Source organism: Wandonia haliotis (genome assembly GCF_039523435.1).
Taxonomy (GTDB): domain Bacteria; phylum Bacteroidota; class Bacteroidia; order Flavobacteriales_D; family Crocinitomicaceae; genus Wandonia; species Wandonia haliotis.
Genome location: NZ_BAAAFH010000003.1, coordinates 443,499 through 466,764, shown reverse-complemented (window position 1 = coordinate 466,764; position 23,266 = coordinate 443,499). Strand labels below are relative to the sequence as shown.

Here is a 23,266-nt window from a genome sequence, read left to right as displayed (position 1 = left end):
CATCCGTATTCTGAGTAAATTCCGCTTATGGGAAAAGTTACTCAATTTATAATTTCAGTAGGAGGAACTTTGCTTCTGGGGAGTTTACCTTCTGTTTTTACCTTTGGTTCTATCGACACGTGGTATGAAGGACTTGCTAAACCTGTTTTCACACCTCCCAACTGGTTATTCGGGCCGGCGTGGACCATACTTTTTATCTTAATGGGAACTGCTCATTATCTTGTGTGGTCAAGACATGGAATAAAGGCTACCTGGAGTTTTTACCCGCAAATGGTGTTGAATATGCTGTGGACCTTCCTGTTCTTCGGTTTACAGGCTCCCTTTCCCGCATTACTTGAAATACTTCTTCTCATTTTTGCTATTAGTATTATGCTACTCTCCTTCGGCCGTAAAGAAAAGAATACCAGGTGGCTTTTAGCTCCGTATCTTCTATGGGTTCTGTTTGCTACGGCGTTAAATACCAGTATCTGGTTACTAAACCGCTGACACACGCCGCTCAGTCCGCAATTTTTCGTAGGTTTGGGCAAAATATATGTAGTAATAACCTTTTAATATAACGATTCTATGTTTGAATTCGCAGGTATTTTAACTTCATTATTTATCACCGCAGTCAGTCTTCTTATCTCGGTCTTATTCCTTTTGACACTGAACAATACCCTCAAAGAAGTTTCTCCGGAAAATAGGCTTGTCCCTTATAACAATGTATGGCTCATGCTTATTCCACTATTTAATGTTTTTTATGCTTTCTATCTCTACCCCAAACTATGTGATTCTATCAAAGCTGAATTTGAAGCCAGAGGAATAGAAGAAAAAGGTGACTATGGGAAAACAATCGGACTGGTTCTGGCATCTATAACAATCGCTTTATTTATTGAACCTATTCAGAATTATGCTCAACTCGTATCCGCTGTACTCTTAATTATTTTCTGGGTGAAAATATCCGGATATAAAAACAAGCTCATCAATACACCAAAGGGGATTGACATGATTGGAAAGGATTTAGACGATTAAAAAATGGAAGAAAAGAAAAAAGAACAACTGGGTTTATTAGCCCAATTAGTAAAACTGGCTAACGCAGATCACGAGATAAAAGAAATCGAATTTCAGTTCATTATGTCTATTGCAGCACAGATGGGCGTAACTCCTGAGGAATTCAGATCAATTTTTGACACGTATGCCGAACATACACCTCCCAAACTGGAGGGGGATCGCATCGTACAATTTCACAGGTTGGTTTTGTTAATGAATGTTGATGCTGAAATCACACAGGAAGAGTTAACAAAAATTCGTAAAATGGGGATGATGATGGGGTTAAACGCTCAGGCCATAGAGACTGTACTCAACGAAATGCACCAATACCCAAACAAAGTTGTTCCGCCGGATCGTCTGATCGAAATTTTCTCGCTCTACCATAACTAATAACTATGGATGTAGAAACGCTTCGCAACTATTGTCTAAACAAACCCCATGTCGAAGAAGATTTTCCTTTCGACGAGGATACGTTGGTGTTTAAAATCGGCGGGAAGCTATTTGCCCTGATCTCATTGAAAAGTAATTCCTCGGTGAATTTGAAGTGTGATCCTGAAAAAGCTATTGAGCTTCGGGAGGCTTATCACGCAGTGCAACCGGGATACCACATGAATAAAAAACATTGGAATACCGTTCACTTTAATGAAGATCTGGAAGATAAAATCATCTTTGAACTCATCGATCATTCCTTTGCGTTAATTGTAAACGGACTGTCTAAAAAAGTACGCACAGAATTAAATTTAACATAACTATCTGTCTGCGTGCAGATGTGCATTTTTCTTACCTTTACCCCCTATGTGCGGAATAGCAGGATACATTGATTTTAACTGTCAGTCTGACCCGGTCATTCTTGACAAGATGACGGATAGTCTTATTCACAGAGGCCCTGACGGTAGAGGAACAGAACGATTCACTACAGCTGCTGCAACTATAGGTTTGGGGCATCGTCGTCTGGCCATCATTGATCTTTCCGAGCATGGGAAACAACCTATGCAATTCCAGGAATGGTGGATTTGTTTCAATGGAGAAATATACAACTATGCGGAAATAAAAGCCGAGCTGGTAGTACTTGGTCATACTTTTCGAAGTAACTCGGATACGGAAATGATTCTTCACGCTTATGCTCAATGGGGAGAACAGTGTGTTTCGAAGTTTATCGGGATGTTCGCATTCGTTATTATTAACGTAGAAAAACAGACGGTATTTTGCGCCCGGGACCGGGCAGGTGTAAAGCCCTTTTTCTATTATTTCCACGATGGCTTGTTTCTGTTTGCCTCTGAGTTAAAAGCTTTTCATGCGCATCCTCAGTTTAGAAAAGAAATTAATCCGTCAGCCGTTCAGGCGTTTCTGCAATACGGAAATGTTCCAACACCTCACTGTATTTTTCAGAATGCCAATAAATTATCCCCCGGTCATACGTTAACTTTCAGCTATAGCGTACAACCGGAACAACTTCCTGCTCCCGTTCAGTACTGGAATGTCTACGATGCTTACAATCAGCCCAAACAAAGCCTTTCTTTTGAAGAAGCAAAAACGGAAACAGAAAAAATCATGCAATCCGCTTTTAATTACAGGATGGTTGCCGATGTTCCCGTAGGTATATTCTTAAGTGGCGGGTATGACAGTACTTCGGTAACTGCCCTGTTACAAAAAGACCGGACAGAAAAGCTGAAAACATTTACGATTGGTGTTCCCGATATTGGTCTTAATGAAGCTCCTTATGCCAAAGATATTGCAGCCCACCTCGGAACAGATCATACAGAAATCAATTGTACGCAAAAAGAGGCGCTTGAATTCATTCACGATCTGCCTTTTTATTACGATGAGCCTTATGCAGACAGCAGTGCTATTCCTACTATGCTCGTCAGTAAAATGGCACGAAAAGAAGTAACCGTTGCCTTGAGCGCTGATGCGGGAGATGAAATTTTTGCGGGATATAACCGGTATGACTACCTGATGCGTTATGGAAAAAAACTGGAAAGAATTCCGTCTCCTGCACGCAAAACTATCGCGGGGTTAATGGACATTATTCCTGCTAATTCTCTTCCGATTATTCGGAATAAATACAATTTTCACAACCGCTACGAGAAACTGAAGGGATTGTTACGCAATCCGTCCTCCGAGAATATTATGCTTAGTCTGAGTCAACAGTTTACAGACCAACAGGTACGGAATTTTTTTGGTAAAGCTCCTGAAATAGCTGAGACATGGTACTCCAGTAAAGAGTTGCAAGCTGAATTTTTCAGTCCTTTAGCGTATATGATGGCTATTGACTACCAAACATATCTACTCGATGATATTCTTCAAAAAGTAGACCGGGCAACGATGTCCGCCAGTCTCGAAGGACGTGAACCTTTTCTTGATCACCGGATTATTGAATGGGCGGCTACTTTACCAGATGCTTATAAATACAAAGACGGTGAGAAGAAATTCATACTGAAAGAAATTGTTCATCAATACGTCCCAAAAGCACTGCTGGACCGTCCGAAAATGGGATTTGCTATTCCATTGGCACATTGGCTGGTACATGATCTGCGTGAAATCGTCGAAGAGCACATCAATCAGGAACGGATTACCTCTGACGGGATATTGAACTGGAAAGAGGTCCAACAGATTAAGGATAAGTTCTATTCCGGAAAAAAAGAATACGATGTGAAGCTTTGGTACTTACTGATGTTCCAGATGTGGATGAAAACATGGAACGCTTAACGTACTACCACCAAACGGTTACGGGGTACTTTAACACGCATCACACCAAATGCGACTAACACTTCGCTTTCACCAATTTCTATAACAGAACCCACTTCTTTATTGGTTTCGATCTTCACCCTTGAGCCAATTACAAGCGGAATTTCCTGCTCTTTTGCCTTTGCCTTACGTGGTTTACGAAATGTTTTAGCCGCCAGTTCAGCTTCTTTTTTCAGGCGTTCAGCTTCCTGAATTTCCAGGATTTTCGTTTTCTCAACTGCTAGGTAATGAACCACCTCATCCAGTAAAGGCTTGTTGATGTTCTTTGCATTTTTACCTACTTTAAAACGATCAATAAAACTCCTCATCTTTTTTCCAAGTCCGAGGTATTTATTATTCTTTTCAATCAACTCTGCCTGTGAGCGAAGTTTTTCCTGGTATTTCTCTTTACTTTCTTCAAATTTCTGTTTTGCCTGTCTCGCTTCCTTTTCTGCTTTTATACTCTCGTTATTCAGTCGCTCATACTGACCTTTTTCTTTCTGAAGTGCCGAAATCATTTTGTCCATCTGCACTTTCTTGTCGTCCAGTCTTGACTTCGCATCCTCGATCAACTCTGACGGGATTCCATTGATCTGAGCAACCTCAAAAGTAAAAGAACTTCCCGGCTGCCCGGTTGATAACTGGAATAACGGCTCCAGTGTTCTGGTATCAAAAAGCATACAACCGTTCACTGCGTTTCGCAACTGCGCGGCTTTAAGCTTGATATTATTGTAGTGGGTCGTAATTACTCCAAAACTCTTTTTGTTGTATAAGGTCTCAAAAAAGACTTCTGCCAGCGCCCCGCCTAACTCGGGGTCTGACCCCGTACCAAATTCATCCAGTAACAGCAGGGTTCTTTTATTAGCTACTTCAAGAAAGTGCTTCATTCGCTTCAATCGGTAGCTATACGTACTAAGCTGGTTTACGATCGACTGGTTATCTCCAATATCGGTAAGTACCTCCTGAAAAAAGCTCATTCGCGAATTCGGGTGAACCGGAATCAACAATCCGGATTGAAACATAACCTGCAGTAGTCCGACTGTTTTCAGAGTTATACTTTTTCCTCCTGCATTTGGTCCTGAAATTACCAGCATACGACTAAACCGATCCATTTCCAACGACTGCGGAATTGTTTTCATGCGGGCAGCCTGATTGGACTGGAACAAAAGCGGGTGATACGCATCAATAAGCTCTATACGCTGGTCATCAGCAAAACCGGGTAAATTAGCATCCAAAGACAAGGCATGCCGGGCTTTGGCATTGATAAAGTCGAATCGTACCAGTACTTTTTGATAATTCTCAATCAATTCGACGTGCTCTGAAATCTCAGCCGTGAGCACTTTCAAAATCCGGAAAATCTCTTTGCGTTCATCATCGATCAACATTTCCAGTTCGTTATTTAACGGAACGTTGATATGTGGCTCTATATAGGTTAAACCTCCTGTTTTTGATGATCCCAATACAATTCCCGGGATTTCCCGTTTGTAGGAACTGATAATTGCAAGAACGCGACGTTCGCTGAGGAACCCTTCTTTTGTATCACTCAGAATTCCCATTTTCGAAAGCCGGCGAACTTCTTTATCAAAATTTTTATTGATTTTATTCCGTACACTGGCAATCTCCTGACGAATACGCGCCAATTCAGGGGAAGCATCATCTTTTACTTTCCCTCTTTTATCAAAAACTTTGTCTATTGCATTGGTTATGTCTCTCGTAAAGTGAACAATTTGCAGTAAATGACTGAGGTACGGATAATCCTCCTCGCGTTTATTGAAAAAGTAAATCAGGTCGTTCACCAACATCGAGGCTCTGTATATACGCACAAAACCTTCCTGCTGTATTACCGAGTTTTTAATCTTCAGCAGTTTTATTTCTGCCTGTAATTCATCAAATTCAATATGCGGGAACGTCTCCCCTTTTCGTTTAACCTGCGTCAGTTCTTCTGCACAATACAATTCCTGCCGACACCTGTTCTCACTTTGGAGAGGAACAAGTTCCAACATACGTTTGCGGGCAGTTTTACTGGTACACAACTCCGAAAGCTGTTCCCGGATCAGGTTAAATTCAAGGTCTTTTATCGTTTGTTCATCAAAAAACTGCATACGGAATCAGTCGATTTGTATTTCGCGGGTAATAATCCGTTCCTCACAACCGGCTGTGACGATCTGCCGAACCAGATATTTCCCCTTTTTATACTTTACTTCGGGGTTCGGCTCTCTGGAAACACTTCCGTTGCCCAAATCCCACTCAACAGTCACAGCATTTTCAGCCCTGTTCAAAAAGTTCACTTTTTCCCCTTTTATCACAACATCAAACCCGCCTCTCAAAGGGGAATTGTTGTAGATAATCCGCCACATATTCGGGTTATTCAAAACCACTTGTGAAGCCATTAGCTGAAGGATTTCGGCAGAATACATATCCGATGATCCGGTATACGTGGAACCGTAAGGCGATTCACCGAAGATTGTTGCATAAAACGTCGCTGCTGCAAGATACGATCCGAGGGGATTTGGGTGAAAGTTATCCGGGTCATACAAATCCAGTCCGGGATAATTCTTACGCACCTGCTTCCACACTTCTCCTACGGGTGCAATACGTGCATTCAGAATGTCAGCAAAACGAAAATAAGTACTTTGAATACGCTCCTGCATAGATTCGTAGGTATTGATTTCTTTCCATTGGCTGTTCCCATTCTTATAGCCCCATGTCATATACAGAATAAGCTCTGTACATTCGTTATTCGCATGAATACTATCCACCAACTGTTTGGCGTACGGTAAACTGATTTTATCCACTTTACTTTCCGGTTGTGCCGGTGTATTGCTCAACTCCTGTAGTACGACGTAATCCCACTTTTTCTTTTTGATTGTCTCATAGGTTTCTGCACGACCTGCGTGGTACTCCAGTGATTTCCCGCCTTCCGTAATCCGCTCCACATGAAGTAGCTTATCCTTGGAAACTGCGATTCCCCGAACCATATCCGGCATATTATTCATAAACGTAAAACTGTTTCCGATAAACAATACATTGAGTGTGTCTCTTCCGGAAACAGCAGACACAAATAACAGGGAAACAAACAGGAACAGGATGTTCTTCATAGTACTCACTAAATTTTACTACAAAATTAAGCTACATTTTATCAATGTAACCATCAACTGTGAAAAATGCTCAAAAATTATGCCTGAAATGAAATTTTATGGCAGATATACCCTACCTGTGAATGTATGGCTATATTTGCAGCGCGTTCTTTGCCCCTTTTTATGATCGGATGTACCAAGTACAACAGGGAATCGTGTGAGATTCACGAACTGTCGCGCAACTGTATGTAACCGTAAGGTAGTAACAATAAGAGTCACTTTTTGTCAGGGACAATTGGGAAGGCTGATACTGCTGTGTTACGAGTCAGGATACCTGTTTCGATCGGTAAGACATTGCTTTCGCGGTATAGAGCATAAGGTCAAAGTATATCCCTACTGTGGGGTATTTCCTCCTTTCTGTGTATGCGATTGTCGTTGTCTTCCAACACGAATAATTAGTAACAAACACAGAATATGAAAAATAAGTTTACTTCTTTTTTAGCCTGCCTTTTGGCGGTTACCACTTTCGGACAGATTACCTATGAACTGGAAATTGTAGCGGAAGGAAATTTCGGGTCTCCGACCGGAGATGTTTTTGTACGAAACACGACTGTGTCCCCGGCGACCAATTCAGGGGGCCGATACCAGGAAGCGAATTCCACTACCGGATTTGATGTATTACAGGACTATAAAATTACCGGATCGAAAGCTATTTTCATTGAAAAGCCCGCAGGAACCGGACGCATTGTCATAACGGATCACCCCTCATTTACCGAGTTACACACCTTCACTACGTCGAATGCGCCACAATCCATTGGAGTGGTCAGTAACACAAAAGCGTATGTAAGTTACGGAAACCCGGGAGATCTGGTACTGGTTGATCTTGTCAACTATACCCTTACCCCGGTTACAGACCCGTCGGATTATGTTTCTTCTTATTCCAATCACATGGTATATGCAGCCGGGCACTTATATGCAGCTATCGGGAGCAATCTGATCAAGGTAGATACACTTACCAACACAGCTGTAGAGCAGATTGCCACAGGATTGCAGGGAATCAAAGGTCTTGTTGTCAATGACGATGAGAGCACGTTGTGGGTAATGGATAATACGGATCTGGTATCAATTGACTTGCAAAACGGAGGAACTATCAGTGCACCGGTTACGGTTGGTACCTCATCTTCATCGAATGTACGCTACTATGATGAAAACATCTATTACTGGTCCGGAACCAGTTTGTATATCTACAATATTGCGGCTCCTGAATTGCCCCTTACGAGTCTATACACCAGTTCATTACCAGGTAACGCGTGGTCTTTCGGATATGGGAAATCCTTTGCCATTGATCCGGCAACAGGAGATTTCGTAATTGCAACAGCAAACAATTATACGGCACCGGGTTATTTCGAAGTCGTAAACGGGACCGATTTTTCTATTATCGAATCCGACAATATGCCCGGATGTGCCATCCCGAACAATTGCGTACTGAAAACATATCACACGCCAACTACTCCTCCCACACCAACTGTTGATCCGCTTCCTCTTATCACGGCAGAATGCAGTGTAACACTTGATGCTCCTACCGCGACAGGTGAAGGAGGTACTGTAACCGGTACAACAACAGATCCTGTAGAATATTCGGAACAGGGTACTTATACGGTTACGTGGACCTATACAGATGAAAACGGGACCAGCACGCAGACACAAACTGTGGAAATAAACGATGTGACCAACCCGGTTCCTTCTGTACAACCGATCAGTGTTTCGTGTAATGAGACGGTTGCTACTCCGGAAGCAGTTGACAATTGTGCCGGGACAATCTCCGGGACAACAACAGATCCTGTGTCGTATACAGAAACCGGGGTGTATACCATTACCTGGTCATTTGATGATGGAAACGGAAATACGGTAACACAAGATCAGGAAGTAACTGTAAATTGTCTGGCAGCACTACCAGAACAGGAAGAACTTTCGATTACGGCGTATCCGAATCCAACCCGTTCTGTTGTTTATATCTCCACCAATCAATCCCATGTATCTGTTCAACTTGTTGATGCTTTGGGGAAAGTCGTTTCCAATGCGGGCCTTATTTACAATGGTAAAAAGCAGCTTGATCTTTCGCATCTGGAATCAGGAGTTTACTTTATTTCACTTAGCAGCCCAACAGAAACACGGGTGATCCGCATGATAAAAGAATAAACGAGATCGGTACGAATTGTATTGAAAAAGGAGGTTATCAGATAACCTCCTTTTTTGTTATTTACGCTGCAAGTAAATCTTTATGAAGGTATAAACCAATACGGCTATTCCCATTCCAAACGGGACCAGTATATTGAACCAATATATCTCTCCGTTTTTCTGGTAAATCCCCTCAGAATATAGTTTAAACACCCCAACTAAAGTAAGCAATATACCAATCCCTAAATACCTTTTATTTTTCAAACGAAATCAGAGAACCGTTTTCTCCACTCGTTTTTTTTCATACACCCCCAATAACTATTGGGATTAAACCGGGAGTTTTTTAAGCTCAGAGAAAAAATCTATCTCTTTTACCGGAGATCCTGATATGTTTCCTTTTGCATTGCTTTCCGAATTCGGGAGATAAATCCCGAAATTTTTATTTGTCCTGAATACTCCGATAAGATTCTCGTATGATTCTTCATCGACCCTGACTATATAATCTTTCTCCGGTGAATCTCTGTGCTCACAAAATCCATACGTTTGTCCCTCGTTTACCGCGTCACAAATCGAAAGAAGTGCGTGATACTCCCCAAAACTGACATCCTCTACCGTAATACGTATCCAGCCATCGTAGGAATAATCTGCCTCCCATTTTTCTCCCGGACTTATTTCAGCAATTGTTTTCAGGATGTCTTCAGGACTGTTTTTCTTTATATAAATCGTCTTTTTGTACCGTCCTATATCAACCGGAATCCAATTTCGATCCGAATCAGGTGAAGGAGGAACAATATAATGATGTGATTTTTTCTTTAACAATCTACTCCCCGGACCAAATCTAAAATAGATCAACGCCAGAATAACCACAAATGAAATAACCGTTTTGGGTTCCATGTATTGTTTTTAATCGCTAACTGTTCCCGTTTTTCGCCGAAAATAAAAAAGCTTAGTAGAATGACGATGCTTTCTGTGGAGAAATAACAGAACTTTAGTGCCAATTGGTCTATTTTATCTGGAATTGGAAAACAGATTTTTTTAGTCCCACAATAAAAGGAAGAAAAAAGTAAAACGGTTTTTTGATTTACTTATTTTTCTATATTTGAACATATTAAACTAAATACATACAACTAAAAACAATTATCTGAGCATAAGAAACCGTGCTATTATAGGAGGGGGAGTTGGGTTTCCACAAAAACGAAAATTCAACACCAAAAAAAGCTTGAATTTGTCAACCTCTGATAGAAAGGTGTAAGAAATAAACTTTGTATCAAGTAAGTTAATATTTTTGCTTAAAACAAAAATGTCTTGATAAAAATTGAACTAAATAGAATCAAAGCTTCTTTAGCAAAGACTAGAAAGAAAAACAAGTGGTTAACGGAACAACTTGAGGAAGATAAATCAATCATATCTCACTGGTACTCGAACACAAAACAACCATATCTAGAAAACATACACACAATTGATATTCGAGAACTTTTAAATCCAACAAAAATTAACAATGACTAGGAAGAAAACATATATAGACCTTTTTGCAGGTTGCGGTGGGCTCTCTTTAGGATTGTATAATTCAGGATTATGGAAAGGTAAATTTGCTATTGAAAAAAGTCCTGACGCTTTTAAGACACTTCAATACAACTTGATTGAAAAGGCAAATCATTTTGAATGGCCAAATTGGTTAACAGAACAAAATCACGATATTAATGAAGTAATTAAAAATTATAAGGACAATTTAAAATTACTAAGAGGTGAAATTGACCTTGTGGCAGGTGGTCCACCTTGTCAGGGTTTTTCAACAGCAGGAAGAAGAGTAGAGGGGGATTCAAGGAATGAATTAATAAAATCCTATATCAAATTTATTAGACTGGTTCAGCCAAAGGTTATTTTTTTCGAAAATGTTAAAGGCTTTACACAGAAGTTTGATAAAAATAAAATTAAGGGAAAAATCTATTCTGAATATGTTACTAATGCACTCGAATATGATTCCCCTAAAGGCGATTTCCAAGGATATAAAGTTGAGGGTAAATTGATTGATTTTTCAGAGTTTGGAATTCCACAAAAACGAACAAGATTTATTTTAGTTGGTATTAGAAAGGATATTGCTAATCAAGTAAAACCAAACGATTTTTTTGAACAAATCCGAAAGCAAAAAGAAACTTTTTTAATTAAAAAAGGAATTGGACTGACAAATTCTTTAGAGGATGCTATTTCTGACTTACTAAAAATTAATGAAGTTGTATCTCCCGACACAAAATCATTTTCAGCAGGTCTTTACAATCCAATTCAATCCAGTTATCAAAAATTGCTTAGAAAGAATGTTCATAATGAAATTCCAGACAGTCATAGATTTGCAAAGCACAATGAAGACACATTAAGAAAATTTGAGTTTATTCTTGAAAATGCAGAAAAAAATAAAACACTTTCTAACGAATTAAAAGAAAAATTTAACCTCAAGAAGAGAACAGTAATTCCACTATCAGCTGAAACACCGACTCCAACTATAACAACTTTACCAGACGATTATATTCACTATTGTGAACCTAGAATTTTTACTGTACGAGAGTATGCAAGAATACAATCATTTAATGACTGGTATGAGTTCAAAGGTAAATACACCACAGGAGGCAAAAGAAGAACCCAAGAAGTTCCTAGATATTCACAAATTGGAAATGCTATACCTCCACTTTTTGGGGAACAAGTTGGTTTAGTTCTTAATAAATTATTTTAAAATGCAGAAGCCATTACAATTTAAAATCAGCTCTGCTTTAAAGAATATTATAGGTAGAGATTTAATTACAGATGATTTCATAGCAGTATTTGAATTGGTTAAAAATTCGTATGATGCACACGCTACGAGAGTTGATGTAGTTTTTGAAGACATATACAGCAGTAATGGTAAAATCATTATAAAAGATAATGGAAAAGGAATGAGTTACCAAGATTTACTTGATAAATGGCTTTTTGTTGCCTACTCAGCCAAAAAAGAAGGAAAAGAAGAGGATAGTTATGAAAACTATCGCGATAAAATTAAAGTTAAACGAGCTTATGCTGGAGCAAAGGGTATTGGAAGATTTTCTTGTGATAGACTTGGAAGTGAATTATACCTTGAAACTTTGAAAGACCAAACGGATGCAAAATCTGAAGTTTTAATTACCGATTGGAATAAGTTTGAAGAGGATAGTAATGATGAATTTGTAAATGTTAGCGTCCTTCATGAAACGTTAGAATCGAATTCGTATGGAATACAACACGGAACCGTATTAGAAATATCAAATTTACATAGTGATTGGGATCGTAAAAAATTTGAAAATCTGAAAGATTCCTTAGCAAGATTAATTAACCCTTCTTCCATACAGGATGAAGATCCCTTTAGGATTTTTTTAACTGTCACGGATGAAATAGATGGAGATAAAAAACAGATTACTAAAAACTCAAAAAAAGCAAAAGAGGGTAAACTTGATGAAAGCGAAATAGAATATTTTAACGTGATTAACGGTCAAATCCGAAATCCAATATTTGAGACATTACAGTTAAAAACAAGTTACATCGAATCTGATATTCAAAAAGATAAAATTATCACTACTTTATTTGAGGGAGGCAAATTTGTTTATAAGATCGAAGAAGAAAATCCATATACGGATTTAGTTGATATACATTATGCTATCTATTTTTTAAACCAGTCTGCAAAATCCACATTTACTAGGCGTATGGGTGTAGAGCCAGTAAACTATGGACATATTTTTGTTTATAAGAACGGTTTGAGAATATATCCATATGGTGAAAGAGGCGAAGATCCATTTAAAATGGATAATCGTAAAGCCCAAGGACACTCAAGATACTTAGGAACAAGAGAGGTTATTGGATATATTTCTATAAGTAGTAATAATCCTAATTTGAAAGAAACATCAAGTAGAGGTGATGGTTTTATCAAAACTAAAACTTATGATAATCTTGTCGAACAATTTTATGAAACTTTAAAAAAGCTTGAAAAATACACAATAGAAATTACTGATTGGGGGAATTTTTTATCAGAAGATGATTATATCAATATAAATCAGTCTTTCATTAAAAATGAAGGGAAAGATAATCAAAGCAATTTTGATGTAAATGAGAATATATCGAAGTTAATTAAAAATTTAACCAACTCTAAAAATGTTTTAAGCTTTCAGCTATCAGAGAATATTTTGAGCATTTTAGATGCTAAAAGTGAACAATCTGCTCAAGGGGTTTTGAAAACTATTTCCGAAAAAATTAAGCAGGGAGATTTTGACGAAAAAGAAGTAATTCAAACAATTAAAAATGTAGAGAAGAAAATTTCTGATTTACAAAAAAGTAAAATTGAAGCAGAAGAAGAAGCATTACTTAAACTTGTAGAGAACGAAGAGTTAAAAAATGAATTAGATCGGGAAATCGCTGAAAAACTTTTTGATAAATCTCAGATTGGTCGTGAGAAAAAAGATTTATTGGCTCTTCAACATCAAATAATCCATACCGCTGGAAATATAACTTGGAGTTTAGATTCTTTAATTGATTCAATCAACGAAGATAAGCCCAAAGATAAACTGATTAAAGATGTTAAGGATATTAGTCTTGAAGTACTAAGGATTGTAAGTGCTTCAAGATTTGTAACAAAGGCTGGGTTTAATACACAAGCAGAAAAAATAACAAATGACCTTGTATCTTTCGTCAATGATTATGTTCAAAATATTTACGTTCCCGCAGACTCCTTTATACATCAAAAAAGACTAATAAAAATTGAAATAAAAGAAAAAAGTTCAGTTAAACACATACTAAAATTCAGACCGTTTGAAATCACAGTGATATTAGACAATTTGTTTTCAAATTCAAGAAAAGCTAAGTCTACTAAAATTGAACTTGAATGGATAAAGAGTAAAGAATATTTGATTTTAAATTTTAAAGATAATGGAAGTGGTATTCCAGATGAAATCAAGGATAAAATTTTTGATTTTAGATATAGTAATACTGATGGTTCTGGTATCGGGCTTTATCATGTGAAAGATTTATTAAGTAAATATAAAGCATCAATTGAATTTGTGCAATCTAATCAAGGAGCCGAGTTCAACTTAAAATTCCCCGTATGAAGCTAAATTATAAAATTATCTGGGTTGAAGATAAAATTGACACTCGACCATTCTTATCTTTAATAGAAAATGTAAAAAGTCATCTTGAAAATGAGTTTTTCAATGTTCATATTGATACAGCAGAAGATTTTGACGAGTTCAAAGAAAAATATGAAGACAGTCAAACCTATGACCTAATTATTACAGACTTAAATCTAAATGAAAGCCACGGAAATGAAGTAATTGATTTTATTCGTGATGAAAAACATATCTTAACCGAAATATTTTTCTACTCTGCAAATAGTGAATTGTCTACTACAAAGTTAGCAAACAGTAGCAGAATAACATTCTACCAGCTTGACGGACAAGATTATCATAAAGAACTGCAAAATTCAATAATTGAAGTGATTAACTTAACAATTGCAAAGTTTCAGAACATTGTAACAATGAGAGGGATGATAATGCAAGAGACAAGTTCCTTAGATTTGAAAATGGAAGAAATTGTTCGAAAACAATTAAGTAATCCCTACCTTGAAGAACACATTACACCATTATTGAATACGATTTTCGACAACATTTTTGCAAACGCTAAGGAAAAATATGAAAGAGCAGAAAAAAGAAAAGTAAAAGACATTTTACGAGATAATGTTCTTTTTAATTCTTCTCAGAAAATATTTGCTCTAGGTGCAATTTTAGAAATAATGAAAGAAGAAAATTTTGCATCAAAATACAATGACGAAGTTATACTAATCCGCAATCAATTTGCACATTCTGAACTTAAAAAAAACGAACAAGGCAAAGAGTTTTTTAAAGTTAAAGGAGAAGAAGTTTATTTCGATAAGGATTTTTGTAAAAAAATTAGACGTGATTTAAACAATTACATAAATAAAATAAACACTATTGAAAAGAAAATTAAGTCTGTCAAGTAGTCAAAATTTACTGTTAATTCTAATAAAAAGAATACGCACACATCTTATCTCTACTTTCAATTCAAACCACTACATCAACAAGAGTATCAATTTTTGAGTAGTTTCTCCATATACACCCCCTTATTCGTACGTATCATTAGGGTATATACTCCCTTGCTTAAAGAAGCAACCGAAACCGGAATTTGATGTTCCCCCTCAGGAAGCCCTATTTCTTCTGTTTTAGAAATCAACTTTCCCGAAACATCAACTATGTAGATTGATACTGTAGATTGTTGAGTTAGCGTAAGGCTAAGGTTTATTACTTCAGAACCTGGATTAGGATAAAGTTGTATTTTTTTCGTTGTGAGTTCGTTTTCATCGATTGAAATCGTTGTCATTGTCAACAACCGTATGACCGGGGCAAACGTCATGTTCTGATAATAATCGTCCGGGGCTGTATAAAACCAACTTGTTACATTTTTACCTATTACACTTTTAAAAGGTAATAAGCCAGAAAGTTGTATAGGAGCAAATGTACTTCCTGAGTTGCAAATAAACACGACGGTCCGATCTCCGGTATTCAAATAAGACGGGTTAAGAGAATTATTAGATGGAACTAAATTTATATGTGTCCCTAAATCTTCAAATTGAATTTCATATTCTTCTGATGAAGACAAGAACTCTAAAGAGCTACCATCATACCTGTAAATTTCAGCATAAATTGAACTTCCCTGTATTTGCTGAAATTCTTCTTGAGAGAGTTTTGAAATCCCAACACTAATCTCATCAAAAAACAAAGTATTCGCAAAAAACAATTCAAATACCATACCCAAACAAGCACCTGAATTATCTTCGCCATCAAATTCATAAAAAGCCCCTGTCAAGCTTTCATCGGAACCATCATAAAAATCCCGGGTGTTAAAGCGATTTGTGTTATAAGTAGAAAAATATTCAAAAGGAATAGTTAATGTATCATTCCATGTGTTTTCCAACTGCTCCGTTGTTTCCAGTTCAAAGTGAAAATTGTATTGTTCATCAACAAGGAATTCGTAGATATCTATTCCATTTGTTCCCTCTATAGTAAGGGTGTCTATCTCATGAGGTTGTACTAAAACACTTTGCGGGCTGACTCTCTCTATACCGTTAGAAGAAATTATCTTAAGGCTTACTTCTATCGGCGCAGAGCCTTCATTTTTTACAATTGCACCAAAATTAATAAAGGTGTTCGGATGAAAGATTCGGTCTTCTGACAACTTTGTATAGGAAATATGGTTATCACCAATGCTAGTGAAAGCTTGTACTAACTTTAAATCATACTCAAACCCTTCACGAATTTTCACATCATCAATAAACCATCCATACGATTTTCCGTTTACTACATCATCAGTATTATAATCAACCGTAAACCGGAACATAACCTGAGAAGGATTGTCCGAAATAGCAGTAGTAATGTTGTACTGTCTTAGCATAGATGCCGGATAGGGTACACCACCGTCATACGTAAGTCTGAAAATATCATCATTTGTACCCACGACTTTCCAGGTAACTCCTAAATCTGTTGATACTTCTACAAGTTGTTGATCATAGTACCGTGCACCGTATTGTTCAAATTCAATAATTACGTTATTTAGCGCAGACAGGTCAAAAATAGAGTCAAAAGTTAGGTGAAATGTATTGTTTATGTGGGAGGCATTCGTTGGATCTCCATTTGTAAACAAAGCGTAATTTCCTCCACTTGTAGAAGCGGTCCATGCATCAAAATACCAGGTTCCTTCACCTGAAGTGATCGTAAAAGTATTATCCGGATTCATTTCTGCTGGTCCTGTAGCTATCCAATTCGTTAGGGATGAAAAATTTGCGGCCCATACAATGTTTCCTGATGCCCCCGACTGACCATTTTGAACAGGAAACAACATTGCCCGTCTATTTCCTTCATCCATAGGTTGTGTAACCATCGAACGTGGAGTAGCATCAAAATTCTGAGAAAATACAGACGTGGAGATCAATAGGAAAATAAAACCGATTAGTACGTAGGCATATTTCATTTTCAGGATGAATTAATCTTTAATAATCTGAAAGTTACGAAAAAAGATTATGGCAAAACCCTGTTAGGTAACAAAACTAAAACAGGCAAACTCAATTGACCACTAATTACCTGAATTTAAAATTATACTTTACCGAACACCCCACCCAGGGGGATAAACGGCTACTTTTTCGCTCTTTATAAATGGAGTAGCGATAGATGAGGTAACCACTAATTGAAAAATGGAATCTATTGTTTCTTGGCCTGTAAAACATTCCCAAAGAACCGGAAGGCATTACAACAACGACCGGAGGTAAGTCTGCGTAAGGCAAGTAGTTTAACTTACCGGTTGACAGTATAGGATTGATACCAGCTGCGAACGTCAAACTAATTCGTGGTCCAAATCTAGTTCCATATTCGTAAAAAGGCGAAAGACTGAATGTATAGTTAGGATATGATTTTCCGGGAGCGTAATGCTTCATTCCGGATGCTCCAATTCCGACGCCAATTCCGTGTTTGTTCTTTTGAAAGGTGTATTCGTATCCCAATGAGTAGACAATGTTCCTACCCATGAACTCTCCAAAAAAGCCATGAGATTCAAGTGTTTTGTCTTGTATAGAATCTAAGTTCTCTCCAGGCATTCTGGTTGTATTGGCAGGGTGCTTGATGCTTTGATTTGTTCTTAGCGGATCTGCTACCTGAGCCATTAGTAAATGATCAGAACGGAGAAGCATCAGGCATACTACGGCTATCAACAATTGTTTTAGACTCATTCTTCTACTATTTTAAAATGATACTTTACCGTTATACCCGGAAAAATAGTGGAAAAAGGAGGGTTGCTTAACCACTTCACAGAAAAATCAGAAGTTCTTATCTGAGTAGCTTCCCAATAGGTTACTCCTGAAAGTAGAAATTGCCAGTTATCATTTTTTGTTCTGTAAAAAAAGGATAGGTTGGGAACCAAACTCACTGCATGGATATACGGCATATCAGAATAGACCATTGTTTCATGTAATGCGTCCGTATACATGATGGGAGTTGCATTATAACCAAGGTAGGAACCTATTCTGAAGCCAAATTGATTACCATATTCATAAAATCCTCCGACTCCCAGGTGAAGATTTAGAAATCTTTTTTTAATAGGATTGAAACCAATGCCTGTTGTTACTCCGGCTCCGTGTTTCTTTGGAAACTTTTTCGTCCATTCGTACCCCATCGAATACCAAAGTGGATTCTTACCAAGAGCCTCGAGATAAACACCGTGAAGTGATCGGGATTTTTGTCGATACAAAATGTCTTCTTTTTCCGACTTCCCTGAACCAGGTGTTAAATCCGGTATATGGTTTGACTGACTCCCGACTAAATGGGGAATTAGGCTAATCCCGATAAGTAAGAAAAGAATCTTTTTCATAATCTGAATTTGAAGTCAACCCCGCAAGACGGTAAAAAATAGCGTCTTGTGATCTCTATTATATTCATATTGTCATCAGCTGTGTATCCCATCTTGTTAAGGAGTGAAAAATTCACTTCGGGAGTGATGTAAAAAAGGCCTTTAACCACTGTGATTTCACAACCGATGTTTCCTGAAAAATAATACATCATCCGCGGAGGTCTGTCCCAGGGTACCCAACTGTTAAACCTGCCATTAATACTTGGCACGTTAAAAACGATACCTTCGGATAATCCTAATTTCAGCTTAGGGTTTTTACCAAACAAAACGACGGATTGATTAAGCGAAGGGCCAATAGACCAACCTCTGGTAAAATAGCCTACATGTCCGGCTGCTCGAAAGTCAAACTGTAGTAAAAGACGCTGATTGATTTCGTATTCTAAATTGTACCCTACCGAGGACATAAATGCAGGGCCCAGTAATTCGACAGACAGACCATGATATAGTTGTCTATTTCGTTTACTGCTCGTGGAGTCTGTTGTGGATTGTGTGATACTATTCCATGTAGGATCCTGAATCTGGCTGTAAACAGGCAGAGAAATCATGAGTATAACTACGATTATAAATTGTTTCATTTCGTTCTGTTTTTAAAGTTATACTTTACGGTCAATCCCACCAAGGGACTAATAGTTACGTAAGGTTTCCACTTTACACCAACCTCCCTCTTTCTTCTAACAATCCATGTATAGACCTGTCCGTAAAGAATAATCTGAAAACGCTGCTTTTTTGTTCGATAGAAAGCTCCCAGAAAATAGGAAGGGAACAGACTGAGATAATAGGGTTGGTCAGCGGGGTGTAAGTAATCCAGTTTATTGGAATACACAATGGGATTACTATCCATTGCGAGACTGATTCCCGTACGAAGTCCGAAGCTGTTGCCGTATTCATAGAATGGGGAAACACTCAACGAAAAGTTAGAGAACTTTTTGCCAGCAACAGATTGATATAGATACCGGGCACCGACTCCTATCCCAAACGCATTTTTCCCTTTTTTAGAGACAAATTCATAGCCTACAGCATAGGTCAGATTTCGGCCTAAAAACTCTAAATAGACACCCTGAAAGGTCTCTTTTTTGGGTTCCATGCTTACTGAATCGACACCCAATCCCCTACCATCATTTTGCTGTGCCCTCGCTCCGAGACTAACCATACCGATCAGGAAAAGTATAGATTGAATAATTTTCATAACCGTCTAATCAATTGATTTAACTCATTTTTTCTCAAATGAAAACCGATACCCCAAACTAAATTGTATAGCCCATTGGTTTACTCTTTCAACATTTAGGGCATAAGTTGGATTATAATATTCTTCTGCATGATTAACCAACCCCATGGAATAGGCTGCACTAAATGTAAATTTCATATACTCTATTCCAATTCTATAATTTATTCCGGCTTCCCATCTTGGTTTGGCAAGGTCTCGTCCTTTGACATATTCCAACTTTGTTTTTGGATAAGAATCAAGGTCATCTGACTCAAAGTAAATTCTATCATACATGCCAAAGAGAGCAATTCCAACAAACGGACCTATTGCACCAAATAAATTTACTTTTGGAGAAAGATGCATGTAAAACTTTGCATAGATAGGAAGATCAAGATATTGAACCTTTCGTTGAGCAGTTAAATCGAAGCTGATGTAATTATCAGGGAAAGTAGGATGCCAGACCATTACAAAAAAGGCACTTCCCCTTGTGTTGGTTTCAAGACCTCCCGATAATGCGAAATAGTCAGTAAAACTATATTCATAGAGTCCTCCTAAATTGTATCCGAATGTAGTTTTGTGTTCCCAGTATACTCTTTCAGGTGTACGCGACGATAGATTTATTCCCCCAAAAATAGATAATGAAGATTGAGAGAAAACAGCTGAAGCAATAAAGAACAGGAATAGAACTGTCAGATATTTCTTTCTGATTAAATATTTCATTTTTTTGGTATAAATTATTCTTTAATGCAACGAATAGATCTTAGATTAGTGTTATTACCAGAGTATTGATGCATTACTATTTCAGTACTATTTTGTACAATATTATAACTCCAAGAGCTTTCAGAATCAACTTGACTGGAACTCCACCACATAGCTTGATGAGATATCCCTCCAAATGCAATTGCACCTCCATACATTGTTGAAAATGATTCACTTGGAAAAGCTGAAAAACCACTTCGATTGGCATCCTGATTATTCTCTATAGCTGCCCAAGGATATTCGTCACTCCTGTACCTTGAGTGTAAAGAACCGGCAATGCCGGTTCTTTATTACAGCCTGATAGAAATAGAATAAGAAAAAAACCAGTCCGTATCATATCTTATTTTCAGTTTTACACAAGAAGTATTTATTCTATTACAAACCGTATCACTTCGTTTTTGTTGTCATTTTGCCAGTGAAGGAAATAAGTTCCTGCCGCTGCATTCAGTTCGCAGGTAACTTCTGTTGTTTCGGGCATTTCCTCATAAATAATACGCCCTGTGAAATCACGTACCTGAAGTGTCCCCGGGGTTTCAAATGCGGGTAATTGCACCTGAAAGCTTCCTTTGTTGGGGTTGGGGAACAGCAGAAGGCGTTCATTACCGGAAGTTAGCTCCTGTATTTCGCGCTCGTATTTTTCTCCCTTGGATGGAAGCCCCTGGTTACCGTTTGCAGATTTGGTGCCCGTGGTAACAACCACATAACCGTGTTTGTACAACTCCTGTCCGCATACGTTATAGAGTGTAAGGCTATAGGACTGCGGATATGCGAAATTATCGTAATAATACGGATCCAACCCCTCACCGTTCCAGATACACATCGTATTGGAGGTTATGGCTCCGGAACTTGTATGTATGGGACTGATACTGCCTGATGGACCGAACACCGCCAACTCATAGCTGTCGGCAAATTCAGTATAGAAACAGAAACCATCATACATATTGATGACACAACAATTGGGCGCATGTTCCGGATCCCACTGATGTTCAAATTCGATAATACCCTGGTAATCCTTTTCCCATGGCAACTGGATAGTCTGCGATGCATCGGAGCACCCGTTTACCGCTTCGACCGAAAAGTAGGAATCCTGACAGGATCCGGTCAGCCATCCATCAGGCATTTCCCAATGGAAGGTTGTCCCCGAGAAATCGACTCCTCTATAGAAAGTCTCGCTATAAAAAGGCATGCCCAGTTGGTTAATGGTTATCTCTGTTACCCCTTCAGAAATGGAAAAATCAGCCGTGAAATGTTCCGTACCCTCATCGGTGTTTGTAACGCTGATACTTGCTGTAAGGTCGGAGCTGTTTGAATACTGTACGGTAACGGGAAATGATTGCGTATACTCAAACCCTGTATCGCAGGTATAGTTTACCGTTACCGTGTAATCAACGACCCCCGCACCGGCAGGTGTGGTAAAATAGGGATTGGCACTCGTGGGATCGTCTAAATGGTCAGCGGGAGACCAGGAAACGGAAGTACCCCAGTAGTCTACGTTGCTATCTCCGATCAGCTTGCCGGGCTGGTCACAGATTAGCTGGTCGGTAAAGGAAATGGTGTTCGGGCATAACCCGTCGCTACAGGGTTGGTTTTCGACCAGCAGACGCGAGCCGCCGGGTTCCATAGTAAAACCGTCCCCGAGAATCACCTGGTTTCCGGCTTGCAGGATGGCATGCGAGCCATTGAGAATACGGACTTCACCCGCGATATGGTTAATACCATCCTCGGGGTCCATCCCTTTGCCAACATAAATGTTGTTTCCTGCCTGAAAAAATTCCGTTGGGTAATTGAACACGGTATTGTCAAAGTACCAGTTATCCCGGCACCCATTGGGTTGTACTTCGTAGATGCGGATGTCATCCCAATCACCACCTCCGGTGCCATCGCCGGGATCGCCGTTCACACCCAGTGTCATCCAGTCCAAATCGAAAAAAGAGGAGTAATAGTGTTTTGTTCTGGTCCAGTTATCCCCAGAATTTGCACTAAATGATTTTAACAGCACCCCGCCAGATGGTGATTCAACATCTTTATTATTACCACATTGCCTTGTTTGCCCGTTAGAAAAGTAGACGTTTGATGTTCCATTCCCTCTTCTAAAAGTTTCAATGAAATAAATTTTACCTGTTTCTAAACCTCCGTGCCATAATGGGACAACCAAAAACTCCCCATTGGTACCGTTTCCCCTGTTTATTCCACTTCTGGCATGCGTAGACCATACAGCTCCGTTTCGTAGAACGTTTGCTGTTCCTACAGGGGGGCGACTCCATCCACAAAACACACTCTTCCTAAGTGGATGTGTCCATTCGTAAACCTCTTGCCAATAAGTGCCAATCCATTCATATCCACCGTCATCATAGCAATAATAGTCAGGGTCTCCTGATGGGCCAACCCCTCCATTAGGGTTGTTTGGATAATCTTCTGTTACTACTTCAAAACTGTAGTTTGGCACTAGGTTTTTCCATGTTGGATCTATTATCTGACTATAGCTTGAATTTAAACTTAGTATCATGAGAAAAAATAAGAACTGCTTCATTTTACTCTGAATTTAAAATTATACTTAACTGAACAACCCATCCATGGGGATAAACGGCTACTTTTCCGCTCCTTATAAATGGAGTGGCGATACATTATGTAACCGCTGATTGAAAAGTAGAACCTATTGTTTTTTGTTCTATAGAACATTCCAAAAGAACCGGAAGGAATTAATACAACGACCGGAGGTAAGTCTGCGTAAGGCAAGTAGTTTAACTTACCGGTTGACATTATAGGATTGATACCGGCTGCGAACGCCAAACTAATACGTGGTCCGAATCTAGTTCCATATTCGTAAAAAGTA

Annotated in this window: 20 protein-coding genes and 1 riboswitch; of the genes, 9 read left to right on the top strand and 11 right to left on the bottom strand. The window is 38.5% G+C overall.

Going from position 1 to position 23,266, the window contains the following annotated elements; translation table 11 throughout:
• Window positions 1–27: 27 nt before the first annotated feature.
• From ABDZ97_RS02600 to asnB, 5 genes are all read left to right on the top strand, one after another.
• Complete coding sequence (locus tag ABDZ97_RS02600) at window positions 28–486, top strand: TspO/MBR family protein (RefSeq protein ID WP_343784797.1); 459 nt, start codon at window positions 28–30, stop codon at window positions 484–486.
• 78 nt (window positions 487–564) lie between these two features.
• The gene (locus tag ABDZ97_RS02595; protein WP_343784795.1) at window positions 565–1,011 is read left to right on the top strand and encodes a hypothetical protein; all 447 of its coding nucleotides are present in this window, start codon (window positions 565–567) and stop codon (window positions 1,009–1,011) included.
• 3 nt (window positions 1,012–1,014) lie between these two features.
• Window positions 1,015–1,419 carry a TerB family tellurite resistance protein gene (locus ABDZ97_RS02590; RefSeq protein WP_343784793.1) on the top strand — a complete coding sequence of 135 codons (405 nt, stop codon included), beginning with the start codon at window positions 1,015–1,017 and terminating at the stop codon, window positions 1,417–1,419.
• Window positions 1,420–1,424: 5 nt separating this feature from the next.
• A complete protein-coding gene (locus ABDZ97_RS02585) occupies window positions 1,425–1,778 on the top strand; it encodes an MmcQ/YjbR family DNA-binding protein (protein ID WP_343784791.1) in 354 nt (117 codons plus the stop codon).
• Window positions 1,779–1,824: 46 nt separating this feature from the next.
• The gene (gene asnB, locus ABDZ97_RS02580; protein ID WP_343784788.1) at window positions 1,825–3,738 is read left to right on the top strand and encodes an asparagine synthase (glutamine-hydrolyzing); all 1,914 of its coding nucleotides are present in this window, start codon (window positions 1,825–1,827) and stop codon (window positions 3,736–3,738) included.
• Here asnB and ABDZ97_RS02575 read toward each other — a convergent pair.
• Complete coding sequence (locus ABDZ97_RS02575; protein ID WP_343784786.1) at window positions 3,735–5,858, bottom strand: endonuclease MutS2; 2,124 nt, start codon at window positions 5,856–5,858, stop codon at window positions 3,735–3,737. The two genes, asnB and ABDZ97_RS02575, sit on opposite strands and share 4 nt — an antisense overlap.
• A gap of 6 nt (window positions 5,859–5,864) precedes the next feature.
• A complete protein-coding gene (locus tag ABDZ97_RS02570) occupies window positions 5,865–6,854 on the bottom strand; it encodes a DUF4886 domain-containing protein (RefSeq protein WP_343784784.1) in 990 nt (329 codons plus the stop codon).
• 143 nt (window positions 6,855–6,997) lie between these two features.
• A riboswitch (cobalamin riboswitch) is annotated at window positions 6,998–7,189 on the top strand.
• 118 nt (window positions 7,190–7,307) lie between these two features.
• Here ABDZ97_RS02570 and ABDZ97_RS02565 point away from each other — a divergent pair.
• Window positions 7,308–9,032 (top strand): T9SS type A sorting domain-containing protein, encoded by a 1,725-nt coding sequence (locus tag ABDZ97_RS02565; protein ID WP_343784782.1) that lies wholly within the window; start codon window positions 7,308–7,310, stop codon window positions 9,030–9,032.
• 306 nt (window positions 9,033–9,338) lie between these two features.
• Here the strand turns inward: ABDZ97_RS02565 and ABDZ97_RS02560 are convergent, their stop codons facing one another.
• Window positions 9,339–9,905 carry a hypothetical protein gene (locus ABDZ97_RS02560; RefSeq protein WP_343784780.1) on the bottom strand — a complete coding sequence of 189 codons (567 nt, stop codon included), beginning with the start codon at window positions 9,903–9,905 and terminating at the stop codon, window positions 9,339–9,341.
• Between the two features lie 604 nt (window positions 9,906–10,509).
• Between ABDZ97_RS02560 and ABDZ97_RS02555 the strand changes: the two genes are divergently transcribed.
• From ABDZ97_RS02555 to ABDZ97_RS02545, 3 genes are read left to right on the top strand one after another with little or no spacing between them, the layout of a single operon-like run.
• Window positions 10,510–11,736: a DNA cytosine methyltransferase gene (locus ABDZ97_RS02555; RefSeq protein WP_343784778.1), complete on the top strand. Its 1,227-nt coding sequence runs from the start codon at window positions 10,510–10,512 to the stop codon at window positions 11,734–11,736.
• A gap of 1 nt (window position 11,737) precedes the next feature.
• On the top strand, window positions 11,738–14,110 hold the full coding sequence (locus ABDZ97_RS02550) for an ATP-binding protein (protein WP_343784776.1): 2,373 nt from the start codon (window positions 11,738–11,740) through the stop codon (window positions 14,108–14,110).
• Window positions 14,107–15,018, top strand: coding sequence for a DNA-binding transcriptional response regulator (locus tag ABDZ97_RS02545; RefSeq protein WP_343784774.1), 912 nt, complete (start codon window positions 14,107–14,109; stop codon window positions 15,016–15,018). The genes ABDZ97_RS02550 and ABDZ97_RS02545 overlap by 4 nt, the downstream gene beginning before the upstream one ends.
• An 86-nt stretch (window positions 15,019–15,104) precedes the next feature.
• Here the strand turns inward: ABDZ97_RS02545 and ABDZ97_RS02540 are convergent, their stop codons facing one another.
• The 8 genes from ABDZ97_RS02540 to ABDZ97_RS02505 all read right to left on the bottom strand — a co-directional run.
• The gene (locus ABDZ97_RS02540) at window positions 15,105–17,042 is read right to left on the bottom strand and encodes a T9SS type A sorting domain-containing protein (RefSeq protein WP_343784772.1); all 1,938 of its coding nucleotides are present in this window, start codon (window positions 17,040–17,042) and stop codon (window positions 15,105–15,107) included.
• Window positions 17,043–17,148: 106 nt separating this feature from the next.
• Window positions 17,149–17,793: a hypothetical protein gene (locus tag ABDZ97_RS02535; RefSeq protein ID WP_343784770.1), complete on the bottom strand. Its 645-nt coding sequence runs from the start codon at window positions 17,791–17,793 to the stop codon at window positions 17,149–17,151.
• On the bottom strand, window positions 17,790–18,431 hold the full coding sequence (locus tag ABDZ97_RS02530) for a hypothetical protein (RefSeq protein WP_343784768.1): 642 nt from the start codon (window positions 18,429–18,431) through the stop codon (window positions 17,790–17,792). The genes ABDZ97_RS02535 and ABDZ97_RS02530 overlap by 4 nt, the downstream gene beginning before the upstream one ends.
• Complete coding sequence (locus ABDZ97_RS02525; protein WP_343784766.1) at window positions 18,428–19,045, bottom strand: hypothetical protein; 618 nt, start codon at window positions 19,043–19,045, stop codon at window positions 18,428–18,430. Before ABDZ97_RS02525 ends, ABDZ97_RS02530 begins: the two co-directional genes overlap by 4 nt.
• Window positions 19,042–19,656 carry a hypothetical protein gene (locus ABDZ97_RS02520; protein WP_343784764.1) on the bottom strand — a complete coding sequence of 205 codons (615 nt, stop codon included), beginning with the start codon at window positions 19,654–19,656 and terminating at the stop codon, window positions 19,042–19,044. The genes ABDZ97_RS02525 and ABDZ97_RS02520 overlap by 4 nt, the downstream gene beginning before the upstream one ends.
• A 24-nt stretch (window positions 19,657–19,680) precedes the next feature.
• The gene (locus ABDZ97_RS02515) at window positions 19,681–20,394 is read right to left on the bottom strand and encodes a porin family protein (protein ID WP_343784762.1); all 714 of its coding nucleotides are present in this window, start codon (window positions 20,392–20,394) and stop codon (window positions 19,681–19,683) included.
• Between the two features lie 406 nt (window positions 20,395–20,800).
• Entirely contained in the window at window positions 20,801–22,963 is a 2,163-nt protein-coding gene (locus ABDZ97_RS02510) for a T9SS type A sorting domain-containing protein (RefSeq protein ID WP_343784760.1), read from the bottom strand.
• Window positions 22,960–23,266 (bottom strand): hypothetical protein (locus ABDZ97_RS02505; protein WP_343784758.1); only part of this gene is annotated, 307 nt, incomplete at its 5' end. The genes ABDZ97_RS02510 and ABDZ97_RS02505, both read right to left, overlap by 4 nt.

What these genes read in the sequence shown, in the direction of transcription:
- ABDZ97_RS02600 (WP_343784797.1), top strand. Translation starts at nt 28, where the DNA reads ATGGGAAAAGTTACTCAATTTATAATTTCAGTAGGAGGAACTTTGCTT.
- ABDZ97_RS02595 (WP_343784795.1), top strand. Translation starts at nt 565, where the DNA reads ATGTTTGAATTCGCAGGTATTTTAACTTCATTATTTATCACCGCAGTC.
- ABDZ97_RS02590 (WP_343784793.1), top strand. Translation starts at nt 1,015, where the DNA reads ATGGAAGAAAAGAAAAAAGAACAACTGGGTTTATTAGCCCAATTAGTA.
- ABDZ97_RS02585 (WP_343784791.1), top strand. Translation starts at nt 1,425, where the DNA reads ATGGATGTAGAAACGCTTCGCAACTATTGTCTAAACAAACCCCATGTC.
- asnB (WP_343784788.1), top strand. Translation starts at nt 1,825, where the DNA reads ATGTGCGGAATAGCAGGATACATTGATTTTAACTGTCAGTCTGACCCG.
- ABDZ97_RS02575 (WP_343784786.1), bottom strand. Translation starts at nt 5,858, where the DNA reads ATGCAGTTTTTTGATGAACAAACGATAAAAGACCTTGAATTTAACCTG.
- ABDZ97_RS02570 (WP_343784784.1), bottom strand. Translation starts at nt 6,854, where the DNA reads ATGAAGAACATCCTGTTCCTGTTTGTTTCCCTGTTATTTGTGTCTGCT.
- ABDZ97_RS02565 (WP_343784782.1), top strand. Translation starts at nt 7,308, where the DNA reads ATGAAAAATAAGTTTACTTCTTTTTTAGCCTGCCTTTTGGCGGTTACC.
- ABDZ97_RS02560 (WP_343784780.1), bottom strand. Translation starts at nt 9,905, where the DNA reads ATGGAACCCAAAACGGTTATTTCATTTGTGGTTATTCTGGCGTTGATC.
- ABDZ97_RS02555 (WP_343784778.1), top strand. Translation starts at nt 10,510, where the DNA reads ATGACTAGGAAGAAAACATATATAGACCTTTTTGCAGGTTGCGGTGGG.
- ABDZ97_RS02550 (WP_343784776.1), top strand. Translation starts at nt 11,738, where the DNA reads ATGCAGAAGCCATTACAATTTAAAATCAGCTCTGCTTTAAAGAATATT.
- ABDZ97_RS02545 (WP_343784774.1), top strand. Translation starts at nt 14,107, where the DNA reads ATGAAGCTAAATTATAAAATTATCTGGGTTGAAGATAAAATTGACACT.
- ABDZ97_RS02540 (WP_343784772.1), bottom strand. Translation starts at nt 17,042, where the DNA reads ATGAAATATGCCTACGTACTAATCGGTTTTATTTTCCTATTGATCTCC.
- ABDZ97_RS02535 (WP_343784770.1), bottom strand. Translation starts at nt 17,793, where the DNA reads ATGAGTCTAAAACAATTGTTGATAGCCGTAGTATGCCTGATGCTTCTC.
- ABDZ97_RS02530 (WP_343784768.1), bottom strand. Translation starts at nt 18,431, where the DNA reads ATGAAAAAGATTCTTTTCTTACTTATCGGGATTAGCCTAATTCCCCAT.
- ABDZ97_RS02525 (WP_343784766.1), bottom strand. Translation starts at nt 19,045, where the DNA reads ATGAAACAATTTATAATCGTAGTTATACTCATGATTTCTCTGCCTGTT.
- ABDZ97_RS02520 (WP_343784764.1), bottom strand. Translation starts at nt 19,656, where the DNA reads ATGAAAATTATTCAATCTATACTTTTCCTGATCGGTATGGTTAGTCTC.
- ABDZ97_RS02515 (WP_343784762.1), bottom strand. Translation starts at nt 20,394, where the DNA reads ATGAAATATTTAATCAGAAAGAAATATCTGACAGTTCTATTCCTGTTC.
- ABDZ97_RS02510 (WP_343784760.1), bottom strand. Translation starts at nt 22,963, where the DNA reads ATGAAGCAGTTCTTATTTTTTCTCATGATACTAAGTTTAAATTCAAGC.